Annotated in this window: 26 protein-coding genes; 11 read left to right on the forward strand and 15 right to left on the reverse strand. The window is 71.8% G+C overall.

What is annotated here, in order from left to right:
- Together KIK09_RS49690 and KIK09_RS49695 are read right to left on the reverse strand one after the other, a co-directional pair.
- Positions 1–1395 carry a phenylacetate--CoA ligase family protein gene (locus KIK09_RS49690; protein ID WP_214326586.1) on the reverse strand — a complete coding sequence of 465 codons (1395 nt, stop codon included), beginning with the start codon at positions 1393–1395 and terminating at the stop codon, positions 1–3.
- Positions 1396–1916: 521 nt separating this feature from the next.
- Positions 1917–2318: a cupredoxin domain-containing protein gene (locus KIK09_RS49695; RefSeq protein ID WP_214326587.1), complete on the reverse strand. Its 402-nt coding sequence runs from the start codon at positions 2316–2318 to the stop codon at positions 1917–1919.
- A 99-nt stretch (positions 2319–2417) separates the two neighbouring features.
- On the opposite strand from KIK09_RS49695, the gene KIK09_RS49700 reads away from it, so the two are divergent.
- Positions 2418–2876 carry an ATP-binding protein gene (locus KIK09_RS49700; protein ID WP_214326588.1) on the forward strand — a complete coding sequence of 153 codons (459 nt, stop codon included), beginning with the start codon at positions 2418–2420 and terminating at the stop codon, positions 2874–2876.
- Positions 2877–2950: 74 nt separating this feature from the next.
- Here KIK09_RS49700 and KIK09_RS49705 read toward each other — a convergent pair whose 3' ends face one another.
- The gene (locus tag KIK09_RS49705; protein ID WP_214326589.1) at positions 2951–3976 is read right to left on the reverse strand and encodes a hypothetical protein; all 1026 of its coding nucleotides are present in this window, start codon (positions 3974–3976) and stop codon (positions 2951–2953) included.
- Positions 3977–4085: 109 nt separating this feature from the next.
- Here KIK09_RS49705 and KIK09_RS58715 point away from each other — a divergent pair, with 109 nt between their 5' ends.
- Complete coding sequence (locus KIK09_RS58715; RefSeq protein ID WP_214326590.1) at positions 4086–5465, forward strand: histidine kinase; 1380 nt, start codon at positions 4086–4088, stop codon at positions 5463–5465.
- Positions 5466–5470: 5 nt separating this feature from the next.
- On the forward strand, positions 5471–6112 hold the full coding sequence (locus tag KIK09_RS49715) for a response regulator (protein ID WP_214326591.1): 642 nt from the start codon (positions 5471–5473) through the stop codon (positions 6110–6112).
- A gap of 235 nt (positions 6113–6347) precedes the next feature.
- Here the strand turns inward: KIK09_RS49715 and KIK09_RS49720 are convergent, their stop codons facing one another.
- Together KIK09_RS49720 and KIK09_RS49725 are read right to left on the reverse strand one after the other, a co-directional pair.
- A complete protein-coding gene (locus KIK09_RS49720; protein WP_214326592.1) occupies positions 6348–8639 on the reverse strand; it encodes a VIT domain-containing protein in 2292 nt (763 codons plus the stop codon).
- A complete protein-coding gene (locus KIK09_RS49725; protein ID WP_214326593.1) occupies positions 8636–9286 on the reverse strand; it encodes a MerR family transcriptional regulator in 651 nt (216 codons plus the stop codon). Before KIK09_RS49725 ends, KIK09_RS49720 begins: the two co-directional genes overlap by 4 nt.
- Before the next feature lie 102 nt (positions 9287–9388).
- On the opposite strand from KIK09_RS49725, the gene KIK09_RS49730 reads away from it, so the two are divergent.
- The 4 genes from KIK09_RS49730 to mmuM all read left to right on the forward strand — a co-directional run bounded on the left by KIK09_RS49730 (position 9389) and on the right by mmuM (position 13418).
- The gene (locus tag KIK09_RS49730) at positions 9389–9856 is read left to right on the forward strand and encodes a Dps family protein (RefSeq protein WP_214326594.1); all 468 of its coding nucleotides are present in this window, start codon (positions 9389–9391) and stop codon (positions 9854–9856) included.
- 248 nt (positions 9857–10104) lie between these two features.
- Positions 10105–10254: a hypothetical protein gene (locus KIK09_RS49735; RefSeq protein WP_214326595.1), complete on the forward strand. Its 150-nt coding sequence runs from the start codon at positions 10105–10107 to the stop codon at positions 10252–10254.
- Positions 10251–12476, forward strand: coding sequence for an arylsulfatase (locus tag KIK09_RS49740; RefSeq protein ID WP_214326596.1), 2226 nt, complete (start codon positions 10251–10253; stop codon positions 12474–12476). The genes KIK09_RS49735 and KIK09_RS49740 overlap by 4 nt, the downstream gene beginning before the upstream one ends.
- A gap of 75 nt (positions 12477–12551) precedes the next feature.
- Positions 12552–13418: a homocysteine S-methyltransferase gene (gene mmuM, locus KIK09_RS49745; RefSeq protein ID WP_308164769.1), complete on the forward strand. Its 867-nt coding sequence runs from the start codon at positions 12552–12554 to the stop codon at positions 13416–13418.
- Here the strand turns inward: mmuM and KIK09_RS49750 are convergent.
- A complete protein-coding gene (locus KIK09_RS49750) occupies positions 13415–14785 on the reverse strand; it encodes an MFS transporter (protein ID WP_214326598.1) in 1371 nt (456 codons plus the stop codon). The two genes, mmuM and KIK09_RS49750, sit on opposite strands and share 4 nt — an antisense overlap.
- Before the next feature lie 105 nt (positions 14786–14890).
- Here KIK09_RS49750 and KIK09_RS49755 point away from each other — a divergent pair, with 105 nt between their 5' ends.
- Complete coding sequence (locus tag KIK09_RS49755; protein WP_214326599.1) at positions 14891–15814, forward strand: LysR family transcriptional regulator; 924 nt, start codon at positions 14891–14893, stop codon at positions 15812–15814.
- 4 nt (positions 15815–15818) lie between these two features.
- On the opposite strand, the gene KIK09_RS49760 is transcribed toward KIK09_RS49755, so the two are convergent.
- Positions 15819–16238 carry a DoxX family protein gene (locus KIK09_RS49760; RefSeq protein WP_214326600.1) on the reverse strand — a complete coding sequence of 140 codons (420 nt, stop codon included), beginning with the start codon at positions 16236–16238 and terminating at the stop codon, positions 15819–15821.
- A gap of 78 nt (positions 16239–16316) precedes the next feature.
- On the opposite strand from KIK09_RS49760, the gene KIK09_RS49765 reads away from it, so the two are divergent.
- Positions 16317–16775 carry a MarR family winged helix-turn-helix transcriptional regulator gene (locus KIK09_RS49765; protein WP_214326601.1) on the forward strand — a complete coding sequence of 153 codons (459 nt, stop codon included), beginning with the start codon at positions 16317–16319 and terminating at the stop codon, positions 16773–16775.
- Between the two features lie 6 nt (positions 16776–16781).
- On the opposite strand, the gene KIK09_RS49770 is transcribed toward KIK09_RS49765, so the two are convergent.
- Positions 16782–17498 (reverse strand): lysophospholipid acyltransferase family protein, encoded by a 717-nt coding sequence (locus KIK09_RS49770; protein WP_214326602.1) that lies wholly within the window; start codon positions 17496–17498, stop codon positions 16782–16784.
- Between the two features lie 134 nt (positions 17499–17632).
- Between KIK09_RS49770 and KIK09_RS49775 the strand changes: the two genes are divergently transcribed.
- The gene (locus KIK09_RS49775) at positions 17633–18391 is read left to right on the forward strand and encodes an alpha/beta hydrolase (RefSeq protein ID WP_214326603.1); all 759 of its coding nucleotides are present in this window, start codon (positions 17633–17635) and stop codon (positions 18389–18391) included.
- Between the two features lie 25 nt (positions 18392–18416).
- Complete coding sequence (locus KIK09_RS49780; RefSeq protein ID WP_214326604.1) at positions 18417–18869, forward strand: hypothetical protein; 453 nt, start codon at positions 18417–18419, stop codon at positions 18867–18869.
- 19 nt (positions 18870–18888) lie between these two features.
- Here the strand turns inward: KIK09_RS49780 and KIK09_RS49785 are convergent, their stop codons facing one another.
- Genes KIK09_RS49785 through KIK09_RS49815 form a run of 7 tightly spaced genes read right to left on the reverse strand, consistent with a single transcriptional unit; the run spans position 18889 to position 24460 of the window.
- Complete coding sequence (locus KIK09_RS49785) at positions 18889–19998, reverse strand: hypothetical protein (RefSeq protein ID WP_214326605.1); 1110 nt, start codon at positions 19996–19998, stop codon at positions 18889–18891.
- Between the two features lie 37 nt (positions 19999–20035).
- Complete coding sequence (locus KIK09_RS49790) at positions 20036–20734, reverse strand: endonuclease/exonuclease/phosphatase family protein (RefSeq protein ID WP_214326606.1); 699 nt, start codon at positions 20732–20734, stop codon at positions 20036–20038.
- Positions 20735–20752: 18 nt separating this feature from the next.
- Positions 20753–21685, reverse strand: coding sequence for an ROK family glucokinase (locus KIK09_RS49795; RefSeq protein WP_214326607.1), 933 nt, complete (start codon positions 21683–21685; stop codon positions 20753–20755).
- Positions 21686–21697: 12 nt separating this feature from the next.
- Entirely contained in the window at positions 21698–22102 is a 405-nt protein-coding gene (locus KIK09_RS49800; RefSeq protein WP_214326608.1) for a DUF5304 domain-containing protein, read from the reverse strand.
- Complete coding sequence (locus KIK09_RS49805) at positions 22095–23246, reverse strand: ArsA family ATPase (protein ID WP_214326609.1); 1152 nt, start codon at positions 23244–23246, stop codon at positions 22095–22097. Before KIK09_RS49805 ends, KIK09_RS49800 begins: the two co-directional genes overlap by 8 nt.
- On the reverse strand, positions 23243–23671 hold the full coding sequence (locus KIK09_RS49810; protein ID WP_214326610.1) for an SRPBCC family protein: 429 nt from the start codon (positions 23669–23671) through the stop codon (positions 23243–23245). Before KIK09_RS49810 ends, KIK09_RS49805 begins: the two co-directional genes overlap by 4 nt.
- Before the next feature lie 21 nt (positions 23672–23692).
- The gene (locus tag KIK09_RS49815; RefSeq protein WP_214326611.1) at positions 23693–24460 is read right to left on the reverse strand and encodes a metallophosphoesterase family protein; all 768 of its coding nucleotides are present in this window, start codon (positions 24458–24460) and stop codon (positions 23693–23695) included.
- Between the last annotated feature and the right edge of the window lie 46 nt (positions 24461–24506).

A 24506-nucleotide genomic window follows, 5' to 3' on the forward strand; every position in this document is an offset into this window, starting at 1 on the left:
TCAGACTCCGGCTCCGGCGAACGTGGTCTCGTGCAGGTCACTGCGCAGCAGCCGCAGCGTGGCGGCCTCCTCGTCGGGCACCACGACGATGTCGGCGTTCAGCTGCCTCTTCGTGGCCTCCACCCCGAAACCGGCCACGGCCGACTCGGGAAGCGTGATCCGGATCCCCTGTTCCGTCTGCTCCACGCGGAACCGGGCCGGCCATGGCCTGGTGGGCAGCGCCTCGATGGCCTCGACGAGCTCCCTGGGCGTCACCACGGCGCCGCCGGCCCGCAGGAGCCTGTCGGCCTTGCCGAGGATCGGGCTGGTGGCGGGCAGCCCCGCCCGCTCGCACGTCAGCTCCTGGTCGGGCAGCGTCCTGACCAGGTCGCGGGTGTCGTAGCGGAAGACCGGCATGCAGTCGCGGTAGGGGAAGAACGGGGTGACCACCAGCGTCGCCAGCGCGCCCGGCCCTGCGGGCTCGCCGGTCTCCAGGTCCAGGTACTCCACCAGGCCGGTGATGATGTCGTGGTGCAGGTGCCCCTGCGAGCAGGTGCGGGCCGTCACCGGGATCGCCTCGGTCAGGCCGTAGTTGTCGTGGATCGCGCTCACCCCGAAGGTCTCCCGTACGGCTGCCGCCACGCTCGCTGACAGCACCTCGCCGCCGGAGAACACGCTGCGCAGCCGGAAGTCACCGGGTCCCATCCCGCGCCGCCGGGCGGCCACCACCATCTCGGCCAGGTAGCTCGGGCTGGCCGTCCACAGCGTCACCCGGTCCGTGAGCGCGTCCAGCGCCTCGTCCACGGGCACGACCCCGAGCACGCGGCACCCGGCATGCGCCAGCCGGCAGCCCGCCACGTCCAGGTGGACGGCCGCGGTCGCCCGGGAGCTCAGGTTGACCTGCATCACGTCGCCCGGCCGCAACTGGTCGGACAGCACCGCCGACAGCGCGCCCATGGCGGGCCAGAGCTCCATCTCGTAGCGCGACAGCCAGATCTCCGCGGGCTTGCCCGTCGTGCCCGTCGTCCTGGTCGACAGGTGCGGCGTGACGCCCTCGCACAGGAACTCCGCCGGGCGGGCCACCAGGTCCGCCTTCACCGTCACCGGGATCCCGCCCAGGTCCTCCGCGTCGAGCTCCCCCGTCTTGATCCCCTTCAGCCGCCTGGCGTAGAAGGGCGAAAGCTCGGCCAGCCGCGTCGCCGTGCGCCGGACGCCCTGCGTCGCCATGTGGCGGCGGGCCTCCCGGTCGTTCAGCGGGCCCTCGATGAGCTGGCGCACGTCGGCGCCCGGCTCGCCGAACTCGGCCAGCGTGGCCAGCGCGTCGTCGACCAGGCGCGCTATGACGTGCGGCTTGAACCGCCGCCCCCAGACCATCCCCATCGCCATCCGGAACTGCCTGACCCCGGTCTCGAACATCGCCCCTCCTCCTGCACTCCGCACTCATCCCTGTCCTGTACGGCGGGCCCCCGGCACCACCGCATTGCCAGCCGCCGGTCGGCGAGCCGAAAAACGGCGCCCCCAGCACCGACCGGCGACCGCGGCCCCCTCTGGCCTTCCCGGGCGCCCAGCCAGCGAGCCGCGCATCAGCGACGTGACACCGGCTGAGCACCCAGACACTCCTGGGCCCTCTCGGGTGTCCCGCCTGCGAGCCGAGAAACGGCACCCACGGGTGCCGGGTCGGCGCCCTGCACGGCGGCCGTCCCGCTGCCTGCCGTACGGGTGCTGTGAGACCTCGAACCTGGGGTGACCGGGGGCGGGCGCGGGCCGACCCCCGGTCTTCGTGTTAGAAGGCCTCGCCGACAGTGCCGGCGAACAGCACGGCACTGAGCGAACCCATCACGTAGCGAGCGTGCTTGACGCTGGCGATGAGAGCGGACATGGCTACCTCCCCTCGGAGCACTTGTAGGTGGAACCGGTACGGCCGCCCGTACCGGGGCCTAGGCGCACGATCCGGCGGAGCAGCAGCCGCACGGGGTGACGATCACCTTGACCGTCATCTCGGGATGAACCGAGCAGGTGAGGTAGAAGGTGCCAGGCGTGGTCCACGTCCCGGTGCTGGCGACGTCGTCGGTCTCCATCAGTTTCAGACCCGTCATCGGCACGCCCCTGGTGTCGACGACGTGCCCGTCGCGTCCTGCGCCGATGATGTGAACCCAGCGGGAGTTGTTGGCCATGGTCAGCCGCCCGCCCTGGCGGAGGGTGACGACCTTGCTCGTGAACTCCTCGTGCTCCATGCCGAGCGCGCCGGGCGGCGGCTTGGCGGGCTCGGCGCCGAGCGCGGGCATGAACAGCCCCGCGGCCAGCAGCGGTAAGGCGAACATGATCCGTGGAATCGGCATCGTCGGCCTCCGGCCCTCGGCGCTGAGTGGACTGGGTCCACGGTGACAGCGCAACCGGGGCTCCAGCATCCGGGAACACCGCAGTACTGTGGGGCGCCGATGAAGGCTCTCATCACCGGCATGTCCGGCACCGGCAAGTCCACGGTCCTGGCGGCCCTCGCGGCCCGCGGCTACCGCACGGCGGACACGGACTACGACGACCTGACGGTGTGGGACGAGTCCGCCGAGGAGTGGCTCTGGGACGAGCCCCGCATCGATGCCCTCCTGTCGGCCCCGGACCCGCTCTTCCTCAGCGGCACGACGCGCAACCAGCTGCGCTTCTATCCCCGCCTGGACCACGTCATCCTGCTGAGCGCGCCCGCTCCGGTGATCGTGCGACGTCTGGAAACCCGGACGTCCAACCCCTACGGCAAGACCCCCGAGGAACGCGACCTCGTCCTCCACCACCTCGCGACGGTCGAGCCCCTCCTCCGCCGCGGCGCCTCCCTGGAGGTGGTCACCACGATCCCGATAGCCGAGGTCGTGACCCGCATCCTCACCCACTGCGGCCTGCAGTAGCCCCACCACGCCACCCACCCCACCAATCCGGCATGCACGGCTTGCCCGACGTACAGGGGGACGCAGGCCTGGTGCTAGGCGCGGCGGCGGAGGTGGTAGGCGAGGGTGGCGGCGGCGAGAGCCGTACCCCAGACCGGCCAGAAGCACTCAGGGAACCAGGCTCCCCAGGAGTCCCAGGACCACATGCCCGAGAGGGCCCGGCGGAGATAGGTGAGGCCGGCGACGGTGATGATGATGGAGACGAAGGTGGCGGGGACGATGGCGAGCAGGGGCGGGACTCGCTTGCCTCGCAGGCCCGGGATCCAGCGGGGGAAGATCTCGCCCCAACGCTGCGTGAGACCCAGCGTGAGCAGGCCACCCAGGGCGCCGAAGGTAGCCAGATAGGCGCCCGCCATCCAGATGCCCGGGGCCTCCTTGGCCGACTGCTCGAGGAAGTCCCTGGTGATGCCGAGCGGGATGCCCAGAGCCCACGACCAGCGGGTGGCGCAGTACAGCAGGGGCGTGGCCACGGCGACCGTGACCGCCCAGCGGCCCCAGCGGGCGGCCGAGCCCGGCGTGGTCCACCGTCCGGGGGCGCTGCGGCTGCTGCGCAGGGCGGCGGCGGCCAGCAGGATGCCGCCCAGGACGCACAGGAGCTGGTTGAGCACCGGCCACGGCCACAGGTCGGCCAGCGTCAGCTCACCCCACGGCCCGTCCACGAACGGCGCCACGAACAGGAACACCGGCGTGTAGGCGACACCCATCATCAACCGCGAATCAGGCACCACCACAACCAGGAACGCCGCCATCACCCAGGCCATCCCAAGCCCCACCGACACACGACCTCCCGCGGAAGTCGCGGCCACTGTCGAGGCGGTGTCCGTGGTGGGTTCTGGAGTGGGGGTTTTGGGGAGGGTCAGGGCGAGGGCGGCGGTCAGGGCGCAGGTGGCGGCTATCCACCAGCCGCCGGGGGTTGGGGTCAGGGCGGCGAGGATGGACAGGGCGCCGTCGGGGTCGGGGTCGGTGCGGCCCCAGGGGAAGCCGGGCAGGCCGAGTGCCCAGGCGATGCCGAGGGCGCCGTACATGATCGACCAGGCGACTGTCAGGCGTGCGAAGTTCATGGATCGAGCGTCGCGTCCGAGGACACCCGTGGGACAGGTGCCGAAATGCAGGGATGTGGGGTGGAGGCGGGAGGTACCCGTGCCGTTCGACACCCGTAGGGTGGCCGGCGTGAGACAGCGCATCGCCCTGGTCGTGGCCGTGGTAGTAGCCGTAGCGGGGGCGGTGGTCGCGCCGGGGTTCTGGGTGGCGGCCGCGGGGCTGGTGTGGGTGGGCGGTGGATGGCCGCGGAGCCGGGCGAGCCTTCCGGTGGTGGCGACGGCCGCGGGGGTGGTTTCGCTGGCCGTCACCGCGGCCATGCTGGCCGGGCTGCTGCCGGCCGCGGGTGAGGACGCGTGGGGGCTGGCCGAGAGTGTGGCGCTGATCGCCCTGACGGGGGTGACGGCTCGGTGGGCTCCGGTACGGCGTGCCGTACCGGCCTGCGTGGTCAGCGGGATCGCGGCGAGCACGTGGCTGCTGCGGTACTTCGCGCCCGCGTCGCCGCTGGAGGCGGTGGGCGCGTGCGCGTTCTGGTCGGTGGGCGTGGTGGGGGCGACGGGCGTGGGGGTCTACCTGCGTTCGCTGGAGACGGGGCGGGCCAGGGCAGTGGCCGCGGCGAGGGCGGCGCAGAGGTTGCACCTGGCCAGGGATCTGCACGACTTCGTGGCCCACGACGTGAGCGAGATGCTGGCCCAGGCGCAGGCCGGGCAGGTCGCGGGCGCGAACGATCCGGAGCAGGCCATGCGGGCGTTGCGGCGTGTGGAGGAGGCGGGCCTGCGGGCCATGGCCACCCTCGACAGGACAGTCCTCGAACTGCACGACGACCCGACCCGCGAGAACAACCCGACGGGCGAGGCCGACGCCACCACAGACGAGGGCAGAGTGACGGGTGAGGGCAGCGCAAACGATGAGGGCGCAGCGACGTCGGGTGAGAGCGGCGCAACGGGTGAAGGTGGCGTGGCAGGCCCGGTGGGCGTCGCGAGCCAGGAAGGATTCGCGGGCCGCGAGCAGGCCAGGGGTCAGGAAGACAACCCAGGCCGGGAAGACGTCGCGGGCCCAGGAGGCATCGCAGGCCGGAAAGGCGTGGTGCGCCGAGGAGGCGTGGTGGGCCAGGGGGGCGTCGGGCCTGGGGTGCGGGGGGTGGGTGGGTTGGAGGAGTTGGGGGTGCGGTTCGAGGGGGCGAGTCGGGCGAGGGTGAGTGTGAGCGTGGGTGAGCTGCGGCTGCCGCCGGAGGTGGATGTGCTGGTGTATCGGATCGTGGTCGAGGCTCTGACCAACGTGCGCCGGCACGCGCCGGATGCGGCTCGGGTCGACATCGCGGTGTGGCCGCAGGACGAGGCGGTGGTGGTCGAGGTGGGGAACGACGGCGTCGGAGAGGGCACGAGCAGCAGGGGCGGGCTGGGGTTGAGGGGGCTGGCGGAGCAGGTCGAGGCGCTGGGCGGCGAGCTGAGCGCGGAAGCCGTGAAGCAGGGAGGGTGGGCGCTGCGGGCGCGCCTGCCTCTGCCACGATGAGCGGCATGTCCACCCGCATCCTCATCGCCGACGACCAGGAAGGCATCCGCAGCGCCTTCCGGCTGATCCTGGACGCCCAGCCCGACATGACGGTCGTGGCCGAGGCCGCCGACGGCAGGACGGCCATCGAGCTGGCCAGAACGGTGCGGCCCGACGTGGTGCTGGCCGACATCAGGATGCCGCGCGCCGACGGCATCGAGGTGGCAGAGGCGCTGGCGGGCACAGACGTCCGGGTGGTGGTGGTCACCACGTTCGGCCAGGAGGAGTACGTGCGGGCAGCGCTGCGGCACGGCGCGTCCGGGTTCGTGCTCAAGCGGTCGGGCCCGGCACTGCTGGTGGAGGCGGTGCGCGCGGCGATGAGCGGCGACGTGCTGATCAGCCCGCAGCTGACGGTGAGCCTGCTGCGTCAGGCGGGGACGGCGGACGACGTCCCGGAGGATCCGGGGCTGACCGAGCGCGAGGAGGACGTGGCCCGTCTGGTCGCGCAGGCCAGGACGAACGCCGAGATCGCCGAGGAGCTGTTCCTGTCACCTGGCACGGTCAAGAACCACATCGCGAGCATCCAACGCAAGCTCGGCGCCCGCAACCGCGTCGCGATCGCCGCCTGGGCCTGGAACACCGGCCGCACCCAGCCACGCCACCCGTAGCGGGTCGAGATCTTGCCCCGCTACGGCCGGCGCGGGTCGAGATCCTCGTCCTGCTCAGCGAGCCCCAGGTGGCGGCGCGGCTGCTACGCACGCTCGCCCAGACCGTCCGCGACCAGAGGCTCGGCGCCGAGATTCGTGGTGCGGATGGCCTTCGACGATGACCCGCGGCGGCTGGAGGTGCGGCCCGTCCATCGTGAGCATCTGACCAGGCGGCGGGCCGCGGGCGGAGCCGATGCTATGAGCGCTTCCAGAAGGCGCGGCGGGGCTCCTGGTCTCCTCCGGTCAGCGAGGTGAGCACCTCGATGGCGCGAGCGCGCAGCCCGGGCACGTCGGCGGAGGCCAGCTCGGCCGTCTGCAGCTCCCTCGCGAGCGCCTGCAGCTCGGCGTGGCCGCCCAGGTAACTGGCCAGCGCCTCCAGACGCGACCCCAAGTCGACCAGGTACACCGCGAGCCCGGCGGCCGCGACCGAACGCAGCCGTTCGAGCTCGGCCCGCAGCTGCGGCACCACCGAGTCAAGGCCGTGCGTGACCCGGGCACGTCCTGGACGGCCGAACCCGCGGGCGGGCCGCGGCGGCACGATCCCGCCTGCCGACCCGCCGCCGCCCGGAGCGGCCGGAGGCGCCCCGCCTGCCAGGAAGTCGGGCACGTCGAGATCGTCCGCGGCGAACACCGCCATACGGGGAGGCGGAGATGCCATGGCGGCGAAGGCGCGGGGCATCATGGGCGGCCCCGACGGCATCTCCCACCCGCTGGGCGACTCGACCGGCTGGATCACCCGGTGCTCGGGCTCCCCTCCGGCCACCTGGCGGGTGTCGACGGCCACGTAGGCGGTGAAGCGGCACAGCACGCCGTACTCCAGCGAGATCCTGACGATCTCGGCCTCGAGCGCGTGCTCGCCCATCGCGTAGCGGTCCTCCAGTTCGCGCAGGCGGGCGCGGGCCCACAGCGCGGGCAGCGCCGGGTTGTCGACCAGGGTGCCCGTGACGTGCTGCTCCCACGGCGCGCCGGCGGCCAGGCCGTGTACGGTCACGGCGTCGCCGGAGCGGCGCCTGCCGTACACGCGCAGCGGGACGCCGGGGAAGATCGAGCCCAGGTGGGTGACGTCGGCGGCGTCCAGGCCCTTGAGCGACAGGTCGGTGACCAGCGGGGCGCCGATGCGGCGGTGGATCTGCTCCATGGCGGCGTCGAGCCTGTCCTCGGATTCGACCAGCTCGCAGCGGCCGGCGCCGAGCCCGGCGAGCCTGCCGAGGAAGCCGGCGTTGACGGCGCGGTCGATGCCGACGACGTGGACGCGCATGGCCGACAGCGCGCCCCCGGTGCGCTCCAGGATCTGGTCCTCGTTGCCGACCTGGCCGTCGGTGACCAGCACGAGCACGCGCTCGCGGGACGCACCGCCGTCGCCGAGCAGCGCGATGGCCTGCAGCATCGGGTCGAGCAGTTCGGTGCCGCCGCGGGCGTCCACCCTGGCCAGGTGCTCGACGGCGCGGTAGCGGTTGCGGTCGGAGGCCTCGGCCAGCCCGTCGAAGGCCCGCTCCACCTCGGAGTCGAAGGTCAGCACCGCGAAGCGGTCATGGGCGGTCAGCGTGTCGACGATGCGGGCTGCGGCGCGGCGGGCGGCCACCATCTTCCAGCCGCTCATGCTGCCCGAGCGGTCGAGCAGGAGCACCAGGTCGCGGGGCGCGCGCGGGGACTCGAGCGCGGGCGGCATCACGGTCAGCGCGAACGCGCCCTCCTCGGTGAGCTGCAGCGCCGTGGAGGCCTCGAACGTCAGCCGCAGGATGAAGTCGCGGTCGAGCCGCTCGCCGGGATGCAGGCTGACCGTGTCGCCCTCTTCCTGCACGACGTGCAGGCTGGAGGCGAGCTCGCGCAGGTCGAGCCCGGCGGCGTCGACGGTGGCCCGCAGCGACAGCGCCACCGGGTTCGGGAAGCCGGGCAGCAGGACCGGGGGCGTGATCCGGGAGGCGTCGGGGACAGCGTCGGTGTCCGGGGCGACGCCGTCGCCCGCCGGGGGCCCGTCCAGCGGGGTGCCGGGGATGTAGCGCGGCGCCACGACCAGGGGGAAGCGGAAGGTGGCCGCCCCGTCCTCGTACGGCAGCGGCTGGCTCAGCGTCAGCCGTACCAGGACCTTCTCGCCGGGGACCAGGTTGCCGACGCGGATGGTGAACACGTCGGGCCTGTCCTCCTCGGCGATCGCGGCCCTCCTGCCCTCGCGCAGCGCCTGGTCGTAGTCGGCCCTGGCCTGGCCGCGCTCCTTCAGCACGCCCTCGATCACCCGGTCGTCGGCCTCCATGCGGAATCCGGTCACGGCCGCCCTGGCCGGCAGCGGGAAGACGTAGGTCGCCTCCAGCGTCACGTCGAACGGGTTTCTGAAGCCCTGGGTCACCTCGACCCCAGCCACAAGTCCCGAAATATCAGCCTTTACGTCGACGCTCTCGAGCGGCAGGTTGCCCCGCTCGGTGCGCAGCGCCCCGAACCCCGCGTCGGGCACCGGCACGCACCGGCTCGGTTCGAGCGAAGTGATCTTCATGCGAGCTTCCTCTCTTCGAGCACCGCGAGCAGCGGCCCCGCCGCGGCGAGCACCGCCTGGACGTCCTCCTCCGACGGCAACCGGCCCCCGCCGTCCACCGTCACGGTGACCCCGTCGGCCACCTTCACCCCCCACACCAAAGGCTTTCCTGTACGGCGAGCCTCTCCGCTTCCCTGAGTACGGCGAGCCTGCCCCTCCCCGCCTTCCTGAGTACGGCGAGCCGCACGCAGGGCGGCGCCTTCGTGGGCCGCCCAGAACCGTGCCCGGCCCTCGGCCGCAGGTGCGGCCTCCTCGTCGGCGGCCGTTGCCGCCGGTCGGGGAGGCGGCAGGATCGCTTCTTCGGGAGCGGCGATCTCCTGGAGCATCGCGTCCGTGGCGCCGGTCAGGGCGGCCTGGATCTCGGCGATCGAACGGCCCGCCGCCTGGAGCCGCTTGATGGCCACGAGCTGGAGCAGGTGCCGCCTGCCGTACTGGGCGATCCTGCCGCGCCTGGTCAGCGGCGGGTCGACAAGACCGATCGTGGTGTACCACCGGATGAGGCGCTCGCCGGGCACGTCGCGGACCCGGCCGTTGACCGGCTGGCTGTGGGCGCGCAGCTCGTCCGCCGCCCGCTCCGCCAGCTCGCCGATGGTCCAGGTCTCGCTCATACCTTCACAATGACACTGTCACTATTGCAGTGTCAATGGAAGAAGCCCCAGCGGCGATGTGTTCTTCAAGGGGAGAGATGAAACCAACGGGGAGGTACAGCCATGGCTACGATCACCGGCCCGCTCTCGGGCGCCGCCAAGGAAACCGTCGCGGAAGCCCTGCAGGGCGCACTGGTAGATCTCATCGACCTGTCCCTCGTCGCCAAGCAGGCCCACTGGAACGTCGTCGGCCCGCACTTCCGTCCGCTGCACCTGCAGCTCGACGAGCTCGTCGCGGTGGTGCGCGAGCACGCGGACACGATCGCGGAACGCGCCGTCGCGCTCGGCGTCAACCCGGACGGCCGGTCGGCCACGATCGCCAAGTCCACGAAGGTCACGCAGCCGGACGCGACGTGGATCGAGGACGGCAAGGTCGTGGCGACGTTCACGGACGTCCTGGAGGCGGTGTCCAAGCGCATGCGCGACCGCGTGGACGCCACAGCCGAACCCGACCCGGTCACCCAGGACCTCCTGATCGCCGTCACCCAGGACATCGACAAGCAACACTGGATGTTCCAGGCCCAGCGCTGAAGGTCCTCGCTTTCGGCAGCGCTTCGCGCGACACAGCTGCGGACCGGCCTCATGGGGGAGCCAAGCTCCCCCAAACCCGCTTGGACCACCACCCACCCTGAGGCGGGGACGCTCTCTGGAGACCGCGAGGCGAGACCGCCCTCCGGGGAGCTGACCGGGTGGCAGGGATCGCCCATTACGAAGAACGCGGCCGTGGGGTGGGCTTGTGGGTCTAGGCGAGCGCGGGACCAGTCGGGACAATCGGCCGCATGGCCACGACTGTGTTGCTGCTCGGGCTCAAGGGCGTCGTCGTTGACGAGGCCAGGGCCCACCTTGACCTTCCGGACCTGGAGATCCTGTCCGGCACCGGCATCGACGACGTGCGCGACGCCGGACCACGGGCCGGGCTGGCCGGGTGAGCGCCTACGAGGGGTTCGGCGGGCGGGTCGGCAGGACGTTCGCGGGGTCGGAGTCCTGGTGGCCGGAGCGGCCGGCGCCGCGGGGGCCGAACGTGGTGATCGTGCTGGTCGACGACGTGGGCTTCAGCGACCTGGGATGCTACGGCTCCGAGATCCCGACCCCGCACCTGGACGCGCTGGCGGGCGACGGCGTCCAGTGGACCGACTTCCACGTCACGCCGATGTGCTCGCCCACCAGGGCCGCGCTGCTGACCGGCGTCAACCCGCACCTGGCGGGCGTCGGGCACGTGGCCAACTCCGATCCCGGCTTCCCCGGGTACGCGGGCGAGATCTCGGCGCAGGCGCCGACGCTGGCCGAGGTGTTCAGGGCGGCCGGGTGGCTGACGATGGCCGTGGGCAAGTGGCACCTGACCAAGGACTCCGACATGTCCGACGCCGGGCCGCGGCACACCTGGCCTTTACAGCGGGGTTTCGACCGTTTCTACGGGTTCCTGGAGGCGTTCACCAACCATCACCACCCGCACCGGCTCATCAGGGACAACTCCGCGGTCGAGGTGGACCGCTACCCCGACGGCTACTACCTGGCCGACGACCTCACCCGCGAGGCCGTGGACCTGGTCACCCAGGCCTCCCTCGCCGGCCGGCCGTTCTTCCTGTACCTGGCGCACGGCGCGGCCCATGCGCCACTTCAGGCTCCCGCGGGCGAGATTTTGCGCTTCCGTGGCAAATATCAGGACGGATGGGACGCTGTACGGCAGCGCCGCTTCGCCAGGCAGCGGGAGCTGGGCATCCTCCCCGAGGGGACCCGCCTGGCCCCGCGCAACCGCGAACCCGGCGACGACGTGCCCGCGTGGGACGAGCTGACCGACGGGCAGCAGCGGGTCTTCGCCCGCTACATGGAGGTCTACGCCGCCATGATCGCGAGCATCGACCGCAGCGTCGGCACGCTCCGCCGGACGCTGGCCGACCTGGGGCAGCTCGATGACACGGTGTTCCTGTTCACCTCCGACAACGGCGCGTCCAGGGAGGGCGAGGAGCACGGCACCACGCAGTACCTGCGGACGCTGCTGTCGTCCAACAGCCGCCACGACCGCGAGGACCCGGACGCCGACCTGGCCCGCCTCGACCTCATCGGCGGCCCGCGCACGCTGGCCCACTACCCGCGCGGATGGGCGATGGCCTCCAACACGCCCTTCCGCCTCTACAAGCGCAACACGCACGCGGGAGGGCACGCCGTACCGCTGCTCATGTCGTGGCCCGGCGGCCCGCGCGGCGAGCAGCGGCACGACTGGGCCTACGTGACGGACATCTTCCCCACGCTGATGCACCTGACGGGCGTCGAGGCGCCCGAGGGCCTGCCGCGCGAGGGCACGTCGCTCGAAAGGGACAGGCCGCCGCGCGGGCAGTACTCCGAGCTGCAGGGGCACCGGGGGTACGTGCGCGGCGAGTGGGAGATCGTGACGCGGCACGCGCCGCTGACCCCGTTCGGCGAGCACGAGTGGGAGCTGTACCACCGCCCTACCGACCGCACCCAGCTCGACGACCTGGCCGCCCGCCATCCCGAGGTGGTCAAGGAGCTGGCCGGGGCCTGGGAGGAGGCGGCCCGGGCCAACCAGGTCTATCCGCTGGACGAGGGCTCGCGCCTGCGCTACCTGCTGCGCCCGCCCTGGCAGCAGGACGCGGTCCCGGTACGGCTGCCGCCGCACGCGCACACGCTGGAGCGGTGGCAGGCGCTCCAGCTGATCCAGTGGCGCTCGTTCACGGTCACCGTCCGCATCGCCAGGCCCGGCGAGGGCGTGCTGGTCGCGCACGGCGGCCAGGGCGGCGGCTACCTGCTGTACATCGAGGACGGCGAGGTGGTCTTCGTCCAGAACGGGTACGGCGTGCCGCACGAGCTGCGCGCGGGCCCGCCCGGCGAGACCGTGACGCTGGCGGTCACCGCGCCGGGCGACTGGGAGTGGCGGGCCCGCGTCGAGGTGGACGGCCAGGTCAGGGGCGAGCTGGCCGGGCTGCCCATGCTGGCGGCGTTCTGCCCGATGGAGGGCGTCGACGTCGGCGTGGACCGGCGCTCACCGGTGTCGTGGGAGGTCTTCGAGCGCCACGGGCCGTTCCCGTTCAGCGGCGAGCTGCGCGAGGTGGTCTACACGCCCGGCGCGTTCGCCCCCGACGCCGGATCCGCGTTCGTGGACCTCGTCCGGCAGATTGGATTGCGCTACGAATAAGTACTCTTTATCGACTCAAAGTGATAGATGACGGCATTGTTCGGCCTGGTGTTCCAGGGACCATACTCTGGATGGGTGAGCACTCTCGTCCTGGACGGCGGTCTGTCCACCCACCTGGAGACGCTCGGCGCGGACCTACGCGACGAGCTCTGGTCCGCGCGCCTGCTTCTTGAGGACCCGGCGCTGATCAGGCGGGTGCACACCGACTACTTCGCGGCGGGGGCGGACGTGGCGATCACCGCCAGCTACCAGGCCTCGATCCCCGGATTCATGAAGCGCGGCCTGGACCTGGAGCAGGCGGTCCGGCTGATCGCGCGGTCGGTCGAGCTGGCCGCCCAGGCCCGTGACGAGGCCGGCGGCGGGCTGGTCGCCGCGTCCGTCGGGCCGTACGGGGCCTATCTGGCCAACGGGGCGGAGTACACCGGCGACTACGACCTGGACGAGGACGGCCTGGTGACCTGGCACAGGCCCCGCTGGGAGATCCTCGTGGAGGCCGGGGCCGATCTGATGGCCGTCGAGACCATCCCGTCGTACCCGGAGGCCAGGGCGCTGGCCCGGGTGCTCGAGGAGACGCCGGACGTGAAGGCGTGGATCAGCTTCTCCTGCCGCGACGGCGAGCACATCAACGACGGCACCCCGATCCGCGAGGCCGCCGCGCTGTTCACCGGCAACCCGCAGGTCGTGGCCGTGGGCGCGAACTGCACCGCGCCGCGGCACATCCCCGGCCTGATCGAGTCGCTCAAGGGCGGCCTGCCGATCGTGGTCTACCCGAACTCGGGCGAGACCTGGGACCCGGCCGCGCACCGCTGGCAGGGGCTGACCGACCCGGTCGAGTACGGCCAGGCCGCCAAGGAGTGGCAGCAGGCGGGCGCCGCCATGGTCGGCGGCTGCTGCCGGACCACCCCCGAGCACATCGCCCAGATCCGGGCACACGTCTCCTAAGGCGCGCTGTCCCGCAGCCCGGTCAGCGTCACCAAGCCGCCGACCAGCACCACGGCGGCGACCACCCGGTACCCGGCGGCCATCCCGTGGGTGGCCGTCACGGTGCCCATCACCGCCACGCCGAGCGCGCTGCCGAGCTCCCTGGTCGCGCTGTTGAGCCCGGACCCGAGCCCGGCCCGCTCGCGCGGCAGCGCCGCCATGATCTCGTGCGACAGTACCGGCAGGCACAGCCCCATCGAGGCCCCCATGACCAGCAACCCCACCGCATAGAGCGCGTACGGCATGGCCGCGTCGGCCAGCGACAGCATCAGCAGCCCCAGCACGTTCCCCGCCAGGCCCGCGATGACGGCCACCCGCCGGTCGAAGCGCGCCGACAGCCGTGACAGCACGATCATCGGGATCGCCAGCGGCACGATCGCCACCCCGGTCAGCAGCGGCGAGAACCCCTTCACCGACTGCAGGTAGCGGGCGTTGACGAAGAACAGCGCGAACAGCCCGAAGAACATCACCGCCACGCCCAGCGTCCCGGCGCGCAGCCGCGGCAGCCGGAACAGCCGCGGGTCGAGCAGCGGGCGCGCAGCCCGCAACTGGTGGCCGACGAACACCGCGAACAGCACGATGGCCGCGGCGAACGAGCCGAGCACGAGCCCGCTTCCCCAGCCGGCCTCAGGGCCCTGGATGATCCCCGACAGCAGCGCCACCGACGCCACCGTCAGCAGCCCGGCGCCGGCGAGGTCCAGGTCGGCGTGGTGGCGAGGCATCCGCGGCGCGGACAGCGCGACCAGCAGCACCAGCACGGCGGCCAGCCCGATCGGCACGGCGAACAGCGCCCGCCAGGGCAGCCACTGCATCACCGCTCCCCCGCCGAGGTTGCCGATCACGCCGGCCGCGCCGGTGGCCGCGGTCCAGGTGGCCACCGCGTGCCCGCGCTGGCGTGGCGGATAGACGCCCACCGAGATCGCCAGGGAGGCGGGCATGACCATGGCGGCTCCCGCGCCGCTCAGCGCCCTGCCGGCGATCAGCACGGCCACGTCCTGCGCCAGCGTCGCCACCAGGCAGCCGAGCGCGAACACGCCGAGCCCGGCCAGCATCACGCCCTTGCGCCCGAACCGGTCACCCGCGGCTCCGGCGGGGATCAGCAGGCAGGCGAACACGATCACGTAGGCGTCCACCACCCACAGGATCTGGGCCTGGGTCGGGTGCAGCTCGCCGGCGGCGAGGGTCGGGATGGCCAGGTTGACGGCGGCGACCAGGCTCACGGCGAGCACCACGGCCGCCGCCATGACGGCCAGGATCCTGGCGCGCGCCGGATGACCGGCCTCCTGCGCGTCGTGGGTCTCCTGGGTTTTCGGGTCGATCGCGGGCATGCGAAACCCCTCTGAACGAGTCGGTGATGGAACGGGAGGCCTCCGCGAAGCTCACCGTAGACTCGGACCTGACATAACCTCAAATGCATCTTTGGCAGGCGATATATGCATCAGACGCAACCCAGCCTGGACCTGCTGACCGCGCTGGACGTGCTGCTCGAGGAGGGCAGCGTGTCGGGCGCCGCCGCGCGCCTGCACTTGTCGGAGCCCGCCATGAGCCGGACGCTCGGGCGGATCCGCAAGGCCATGGGCGATCCGATCCTGGTCCGGTCGGGGCGGCGGATGGTGCCCACGCCGCGGGCGCTGGCCGTACAGGGAGAGGTGCGGGCGCTGGTGGAGGCGGCGCGGCGGGTGTTCGTGTCGCCCGCGGAGCCCGACCCGGCCACCCTGGTCAGGGAGTTCGTCATCATGGCCTCCGACCCGGTCACCGCGGCGATCGGGGCGCCGCTGCTGGCCGAGGTGGCGCGGCAGGCGCCGGGGGTGACGCTGCGGTTCGTGCCCGAGGGGCCGGGCGAGCTGCGGCCGCTGCGGGAAGGGGTCGCGGACCTGCAGGTCACCGTCCTGGACGAGCCGGATCCCGGCTCGCACGTGGAATCCCTGATCACCGACCAGCCGGTCGCCGTGGTGCGGCCCGGCCACCCGCTGCTGGACGGCGAGGTGACCCCCGCCAGGTTCGCCGCGGCGGACCACGTGGTCACCTCCCGCCGGGGCCGCACCTGCGGGCCCATCGACCATGCGCTGGCCGCCCTGGGGCTGCGGCGGCGCGTGGTCGGCTCGATGCCCACCTTCACGGCGGCCATGTTCGTCGTCCTGGCCTCGGACCTGGTCGGCATGGCGGGCGGCGACTGGCTCATGTGCGGCGCCATCGAGACCCTCGGCCTCGTCTCGTTCCCCATCCCCCTGGACCTGCCGCCGATCCGCATCTCCCAGGCCTGGCACGCCCGCTACGACGCCGACCCGGCACACGCCTGGCTCCGCGCCCAGGTCCGCGACGCCTTCCATGCCCCCGGTACGGCGCGCCGCCGCTGAAGGGTTACGCGGGAACGCGGGTGCGGCGGGTGAACAGGCGGTCGAGGGCGAGCGCGCCGCCGCCGGTGAAGCCGACCGCGAGGGCCGCCGCCGCGAGCCCCAGGACGAACTCGTAACCGCCCTTGGTGGCGTCCATCCCGTTGGCCCCGTGCACGAAGACGATGGCGCCGATCATGTCGAGCGCCAGCAGCGTCCCCGCCACCGGCAGCGCGACGCCCAGGATGAGGGCGAGCCCGCCCGCGACCTCCAGCACCGCGATCCCCGGCGCGGCGACACCCGCCAGCGGGATCCCGGCCGACTCGAAGAACTTGGCGGTTCCCGCGATCCCCATCGTGGCGAACTTCTGATAGCCGTGCACGAGGAAGATCACGCCCACCGCTACCCGGGCGATCAGCAGGACTACGGAACGTGCCTGACCGAGCATGCGAAAGACTCCTTAGTTCAGATTTGAACAACACCCTAGCCGGAAAGTTCAAATCTGAACAACAAGTACACTGACGTCGTGACGGATACCCGGTGGCTCGATGAGGAGGAGATGGCCGCCTGGCGCGCGTTCCTCTCCGCCTCGCATCTGCTCGAGCGGCGCATCGAGGAGCAGCTCAAGGCCGCTGCCGGCCTTACCCACCCCCAGTACGAGATCCTGGTACGGCTGGCCGACGCCCCAGGGCGCCAGATGCGGATGACGGAGCTGGCCAGGGGCGTGATCGTGTCGAAGAGCGCGCTGACCTACCAGATCACCCAGCTGGAGAAGGCCGGCCTGGTGGAGCGCACCACCTGCCCTGGCGACGATCGCGGCGTGCTCGCCGTGCTGACCGACGCGGGGATGGCCTGCCTCAGGCGCGTCGCGCCCGGCCACGTGGAGGTGGTGCGCGCCTACCTCATCGACCGCATGACCCGCGAGGAGCTGCGCACGATGGCCACCGCCATGGGCAAGTCGGAGAAGTCGCTCCGCGCCCAGTAAGGGGCGCTACGCGCCCTTCTGGTCGTTCTTGGCGGCGCGCGCCGCGCGCTCCATCTCGACCTTGGCGCTGGCGGCGTACTTGTCGACGTACTCCTGCCCCGACAGCTCCATCAGCGCGTACATGATCTCGTCGGTGACCGCGCGCAGGACCAGCCGGTCGTCCTCCATCCCGTAGTAGCGGGAGAAGTCCAGGGGCTTGCCGAAGCGGACGCCGGGCCGGATGCCGAGCTTGGGCAGCGGACGCCCGGGCGGCATCATCTCGTAGGTGTTGACCATGGCCCACGGGATGACCGGCGCCCTGGACATCAGCGCCAGCCGCGCCACCCCGGTCTTGCCCTTGTACAGGCGGCCGTCGGGAGAACGAGTACCCTCGGGGTAGATGCCGAGGATGTTGCCCTCACGCAGCACGCGCAGCCCGGTGCGCAGCGCGGCCTCGCTCGCCTTGCCACCGGATCTGTCGATGGGCACCGTCCCGACGCCGCTGAAGAACAGCCGGGTGAAGAAGCCCTTGATTCCGCGCCCGGTGAAGTAGTCGGACTTGCCGAGCGAGATCACCTTGCGCGGCAGATGGAGGGGCCCGAAGAAATGATCGGCGAACGACAGGTGGTTGCCCGCCAGGATCACGGGACCCTGCCGGGGCACGTTCTCCGTCCCTTCGGACCACGGCCGGAAGATCAGATGGAGGAACGGCCCCAAGATGGCCTTGACCACCCAGTAGAACACGCAGCCACCTCTTCCCAGACCATCAACCCGAGCGTAGTCATCTTCGCATCCCAGAGGCGATGCTCCTAGCCAGCCCTCGAGGGATCGTGCGACGATCGGGCAATTCGGGGATGAAATCCCATCGAGGAGCTGTTATGCCGCTCATGCCAGGCGCGGAGCCCTACCACCACGATGCCGGACAGGTCGGCGTGCTGCTGTGCCACGGCTTCACCGGCACCCCGCAGTCGTTGCGGCCGTGGGGTGAGTTCCTGGCGGGGCACGGCCTGAGCGTCTCGCTGCCCCGCCTGCCGGGCCACGGCACCACCTGGCAGGAGATGAACCACACCCGCTGGGACGACTGGTACGCCGAGGTGGAGAAGGCCTTCGAGGACCTGCAGGGCCGCTGCGCCGAGGTGTTCGTGGCGGGCCTGTCGCTGGGGGGCTGCCTGGCGCTGCGCCTCGCCGAGGTGCACGGCGAGGCGATCAGAGGGGTGATCGTGGTGAACCCGTCGATCGCCAACGACGTGCCGCTGCTGCGGCTCGCCCCGGTGATCAAGTGGTTCATCCAGTCCGTCCCCGGTGTGGCCAACGACGTCAAGAAGCCCGGCATGACCGAGCTGGCCTACGCCCGCACCCCCGTCAAGGCCGCCGCCTCGCTGCCGGACCTCTGGGCGCTGGTCCAGGCCGACCTGGCCGAGGTGAAGCAGCCACTGCTCGTCTTCCACAGCACAGAGGACCACGTGGTGAAACCCACCAGCGTGGCGATCATCCGTCAGAAGATTCCCCAGGCCACGATCGAGGAGCTAGCCGATAGCTATCATGTTGCGACCCTGGACAACGACGCCGACAAGATCTTTGCCGGGAGCCTCGACTTCATCAGGACTCACGCCTCGGTACCCTTGCAGAGGGACTGAACGCACCCAGGGGGAAGGCGCGTAGGTGACGCCTCAGAGTGACGAGGACGAGGTCTGGCGCCAGATCGTCGCGTCCTTCAACGAAACCGCCGAGCGCGACTCGGCCGACCAGCCATGGCCGGACAGCGAGAACGTCCCGGCCGAGCCGGTCGAGCCGCCGCGCCGGATCGTCAAGCCGCCCGAGTTCGCCGACGACGAGGCGGACGACGAACGCGCGGACGACGAGGACGAGGGTCACTTCGTTCCCCCGCCCCCGCCGCCGCTGCCCAAGCTCGACCTGCCCACCAAGCTGGCCTGGGTGGCGCTGTTCGGCGGGCCCGCCTACCTGCTGATCGCCGCGATGGCCGAGTGGCACATGGAGGGCTGGGCGCTGTTCACCGCCGTGGCCGCCTTCATCGGCGGGTTCGTGGCGCTGGTGGTGCGGATGGGCGACGGCCCGCCCAACGACTCGGGCTGGGACGACGGAGCGGTTCTCTGACGGAGCCGCGTCCTGGCGGTCAGAAGCCCGTCGGGTCCGGCGCCTTGGGGCCGAAGGACTCCACCACGTCGGTGTAGCGGTCGTTCCTGTCGACCGAGTGGCCCACGGCCCACACCGCGCCCTTGCCCGGCAGGTAGGTCACCGCCTGCAGCCGGACGCTGCTACGGCCCTTGACCGGCTCGCCGCGCAGGGTGGTGCAGGCGCCCTTCTCGCAGCGCAGCACGAACGCCTCCGCCGGCTGGGCCGGGTCGTAGCCGGCGATCCAGAACCGGCCCTTGCCGTCGTCCGTGACCCCGTAGAGCCGGGCGCGGCCCGCGGCCGTCTTCTGCCGCTCCCACTTCTTGCCGTCCCACGCCAGCAGGAGCGGGTCCACCCGGCCGTCGGCCGTGTGGACGCCACCCACCGCGATCGCCCGCTTGGCGCCGTCGGTCTGGACGTCGCGCAGGTAGCCGCCGGGAATCGAGGGCACCGGCACGGATTTCCATGCATTATCGGCATATTTCAGGATCAGCGGGACGTTGCCGTTGTCGCCGACGGCGAACATGCCCGAGACGGCGTAGAGCGTGCCCTTCTCCTTGGTGGCCTGCGCCGTCCACGCGCCGCGCTCGCCGGTGACGATGAGCCCGTTGTTCTCGCGGCTGCCGACCGCCACCACCCGCCCCGGCCTGGCGTCGATGCCGCCCAGCCAGTCGCCGACCCGCAACTGCTGCGGCCTGACCCGGTCGAACCCGGTCACGTCGCCGTTGGCCAGGTACGGCACGCCGTCGTGCCCGTCGCCGACCACCCACACGTCGGAGGGCGAGGTGGCGGTCACCCCGCGCAGGTTGTCGGCGCCGGTCGCGTCGCGGATGGCGGCCTCGGCCCACGAAGTCCCGTTCCAGTGGCGGATCGTGCCCCGGTTCTGCCAGACGTCCCAGATGCCCTGCTGGCCGACGGCCCACACATCGTTGGCCGACAGTGCGAACACGTCGGACAGCGAGCCGTCGGAGTCCAGGCGAGCGCTCATCGAGTGCTGCCACGCCTCCACCGTGACGGGGCGTGGATCAGCGTGCGCGGCCTGGACCTGCGGCAGGGCGAAAGCCAGCACAAAGGTCAGGGAGAGCACACGCCGCCGAGAGCGACGGGTCATGAGCAAATGGTACGGGTTGCCTGACCTCTCACGCCCCTCAGGGGGCAACAGTGAGCTCAGCGACCACTGGCAGGTGGTCCGTGGCCGCCACCAGATCGGCGGCCTCGGCCTCGGGCACACCGCACGAGACGACGGACAGCCCGGCCCCTGCGAAGATCGCGTCGATGCGCTCCTTGGGCTGGCGGGCGGTGAAGGTCAGCCCGTTGCCCCTGGGCGCGGCCGGGTAGCAGTCGGCCAGCTTTCCGGCCAGGTAGCGCCAGGCGGGCTCGTGTTCCTGCTCGTTGAGGTCACCGGCGATCACCGGGATGGCGCCCTGGCTCTCCGCGGCCCTGTCGAGCAGGGCCATCGCCTCGTTGACGTGGTAGAGGCGGGCGGGGGCGTTGAGGTCCAGATGGATCGAGCCGACGGCCAGCCGTACCCCGTCGACCTCGAGGACGGCCAGCGCCATGCCGCGGATCTCCAGGCCGAGGAAGACCTTCAGGACCTGGTTCTGGGCGTACAGCACGCGGGCGCGCGGGCCCGCGTAGACGGCGACGCCGCCGAGGCGGCCACCCGCCGCCACCGTCATGCCGCAGGCCTGGGCCAGCTCGGTGCGCTTGCCGCGCCAGTTGAAGAAGCGCGGCGCCTCCTGCACGCACAGCACGTCGGGCCGCATGGCGGTGATGACGCGCACGAGCGCGGGCACGCTGTCCTGCATGCTGCGCACGTTGTAGGTACCGATCCGCAGGACCGTCACGGACGGAATGTAGTCCCGTCAGCGCTGCCTGGCCAGATCCGCGGCACCGGCCACGCCCGCCCACGGGCCGAGCTCGGCCAGCCTGACCTCGGCGACGGGACGGTGGCCGCGGCCGGTCAGGCGCGCGGCGAAGGCCTCGCGGGCCCGGTCGATGAACAGGTCGGCGGCCCTGGAGACGCCACCGCCGATGATGAAGCAGCCGGGGTCGAGGACGGCGGCCAGGTCGGCCATGCCCTGGCCGAGCCAGTCGGCGATGTTGGCGAAGGCCCTGAGCGAGGCCTCGTCGCCCTTGCGGGCGGCCTCGGTCACCTCCTCGCCCTCGATCTTGCCGTCGGCCAGCTCCAGCAGGATCTTGGCGCGCTGCGGCTGCACGTCGGCCAGGTAGCGGGCGTCGTGCACGAGCGCGTTGCCGCTGGCGTACTGCTCCCAGCAGCCGTCGTTGCCGCAGCCGCAGGGCCGCCCGCCGGGCACCACCTGCATGTGGCCGAGTTCGGCGGCCATCCCCCAGCGCCCGCGGAACAGCTTGCCGTCGAAGACCAGGCCGCCGCCGATGCCGGTGCCGACGGTGATGCAGATGACGTGCGTCTGGCCGCGGCCCGCGCCGAACCTGGTCTCGCCCCAGGCCATCGCGTTGGCGTCGTTCTCCACCACGACGGGCAGGCCCACCAGGTCGGTGATCTTCTTCTGCAGCGGCTCCTCGCGCCAGGCCAGGTTGGGGGCGAAGCGCACGATCGAGCGGGTCTCGTCGATGAATCCGGCGGCGCCGACGCCGACGGCCTCGATCTCCCTGCCGGAGGACAGCTCGCGGACCACGTCCGCGACGGTCTCGGCGACCACGTCGGGCCGGTCGGCCGCGGTCGGCCGCAACGCCTCCTGGAGGATCTTGCCGTCCTCGTCGACCACGCCCGCGGCCACCTTGGTGCCGCCGATGTCCACTCCGATCGTGAGCATGCCCCGCCACCCCTATCCCAGGTCGATGTGTTCCACGTTGTCGCGACTGCGGTCGTCGCGCGGCCTGCGGGGGGCCGGCCTGCTCAGCGCGTCCAGCGCGCCGCGCACCGCGGCGAACAGCTCGCCGCCCGCCGCGACCAGGTGCCCGGTCACGTCGGAGCCGGACTCGCGCTGCGCCGCGATCGCCCGGCACACCGGGCAGGCGCGGCAGATGTACTCCTCGTGCTCGGGCTCGGACACCGCCTCTTCCCACACGTCGCGTTCCCTGCGCCCGCCACCGCCGCCGCCTCCGGTGACGGTGTTGATCACGGTCTTGCCGACATGGCGCGTGGCCTTGCCCTGGATCGTGTCGAAAAGCTTGCGCGCTTCTTCGGCCACTGTCCCGATCGGATCCCGCTCGTTGCTGTTGTCAGTCATCAGGCCCTCCTGAGACGAACCGTACCCGCAGGACGCCGTCGCGGAGCGCCGCCCCGCTGATCTTCCTGCGGGCCAGCGCCGCGGGCAAGGCCAGAATCCTGCGGTACGGCCCGGCCGTCACGATCAGCTCGTCCCCCTTGCGCCCCAGGTCCACCTCGTCGCGGTCGGCGCCGGGCAGGGCCAGCGAAAGCTCGTCGGCCGACAGCCGCAGCGGCGGCTCCACGTCGGGGCGGGCGAACGGGTCGCTGTCGCCGTACAGGTCCTGTCCCACCTTGGCCAGCGCGTCCACGCCCACGGGTTCGGCGGGCAGGTAGGGCACGACGTGCACGGGCAGCGGCGCGAAGGACTCCTCGGCCTCGGTCAGCAGCCTTGACTGGGCGGCCACCCACTGGGAGCGCCACTCGTCGGCGCCGCCGGCGGGGAAGACCCGGTTGGCCACGACGGCGTCGACGCGGTAGCCGTACAGGTTGAGTGAGGTGAGCGTGCGCCTGGCCTCGGCGAGCACCACCGACTCAGGGGTCAGCACGAGGCGGACGGAGGCGTGCTCGCCGGTGAGCAGCTCGCGGACCTCCATCAGGCCGCGGTGGAAGCGCTCTCCCGCGCTCATCACCTCCTCGCCGGGGGCGCTGACGCGCGCGACGGTCTTCATGAACGGCGATACGACCTTCATGATCTTGCGGCCGACCGGCAGGAGGCGGGTGACGTGCCAGTCGAGCGCCTCGGGCAGGGCCAGCAGCCGCAGCGTCTCCGCGGTGGGCGCGCAGTCGACGACGATGACGTCCCAGCGGCCCTCCTGGGCGTGCTCGCGCAGCTCGAGGAGGGCGATGACCTCCTCGGCGCCGGGCAGCACCGTGATCTCCTCGGAGGTGACCTGGTCCAGGCCCAGCTCCGTCAGCAGGCCGCGGGCGTATTCCTGCAGCTCGCCCCAGTGGCGCTCCAGCGACTTCTGCGTGTCGACCTGGTGCAGGTGCAGGCCGGGCGCGACCTCGCCGGGCTCGACGCCGAGCGCGTCGGCCAGCGAGTGCGCGGTGTCGGTGGAGACGATCAGCGTCTTCAGCCCGCGCCTGGCCGCGAGCGTGGCGGTGGCGGCGGCGACGGTGGTCTTGCCGACGCCGCCCTTGCCCGTGAAGAGCAGGACCCTCACTGGCGCTCGACCCTCTTCTTCAGCCCCTTGAGCGCGGTGTCGACGATGACCTTCTCGGCCTTGCGCTTGATCATGCCGATCATCGGCACCTTGAGGTCGACCGCCAGCTCGTAGGTCACCTCGGTGCGCCCGCTGAGGGTGTAGCTGCCGGCGAGCTTGGCGATCATCTTGCCCGTCTCGACCACCTGCCAGGTGACCCGCTGGTCGTCGTCCCAGTGGTAGCCCAGGGTGTAGGTGTCGCTGATCACCCCGGCGTCCAGGACGAACTTGACGTCGGCCGGCCTGCCCTGCTCGTCGGTGCTCAGGACCTCGGCGCTCTTCACCTGCCCGGCCCACTCGGGGTACGCGGGAAAGTCCGCGATGACCGCCATCACGCTGGCGCGGTCGGCGTCGATCGTGATGCTGGAACGGGTGCGATCAGCCATGCGACAACGTTACCGTTCGGGTCACCATTCGAGGATGTACGGGACGCCCTTTCCACGGAAATGGCCGACGTTCACGCATTCGGTCCTGCCGATGCGGGTGCGCTGGTAGAGCGGCTGGTGCACGTGTCCGAACAGGGCGTAGCGCGGCTGGGTCTCCCTGATCGCCTGCAGCGTGGCCTCGCTGCCCCGCTCGAAGCGCCGGGCCACCGTGTCGTAGAGCAGTTCGGGCACCGCCGGCGGGATGTGGCAGCACAGCACGTCCACCTCGCCGACCGCGGCCACCTTCGCCGCGAACTCCTCGTCGCTGATCTCGTACGGCGTGCGGTACGGGGTCCTGAGCCCGCCGCCCACGAACCCGAACCGCCAGCCCCCGATCTCGGCGGTCTGGCCGTCGAGCACGTGGTGGCCGTCCTTGGTGTAGTCCGCCCACAGGCGCGGCACGTCCACGTTGCCGTAGGTCAGGTAGGCCGGCTCGGGCATGGCCTCGAACAGCGCCTGGTACTGCTTCCTGACGTTGCGCTCGATGTGGTCGCGCGGGTCGCCGTCCAGGCTCGCCCACAGCGCGGCGGACATGGCCCTGGCCTCGTCGAAGCGCTGTGCCGTGCGCAGCGCGATGAACTCCTCGGCCTTGGCTGCGCCGAACAGGTCGGCGAAGATGCCCTGGGCGTTGTCCTCGTAGTCGATGAACAGGATGAGATCGCCCAGACAGATCAGCGCGTCCGCGCCGTCGCCCGCACGCGCGAGCGCGTCGGCCCTTCCGTGGACATCGCTCACGACATGGACCCGCATGCGGAAATCCTACGAGCAGGTGGCCACTAGAGTGATTCGGGAAGGA

Source organism: Nonomuraea sediminis, from assembly GCF_018531495.1.
GTDB lineage: Bacteria > Actinomycetota > Actinomycetes > Streptosporangiales > Streptosporangiaceae > Nonomuraea > Nonomuraea sediminis.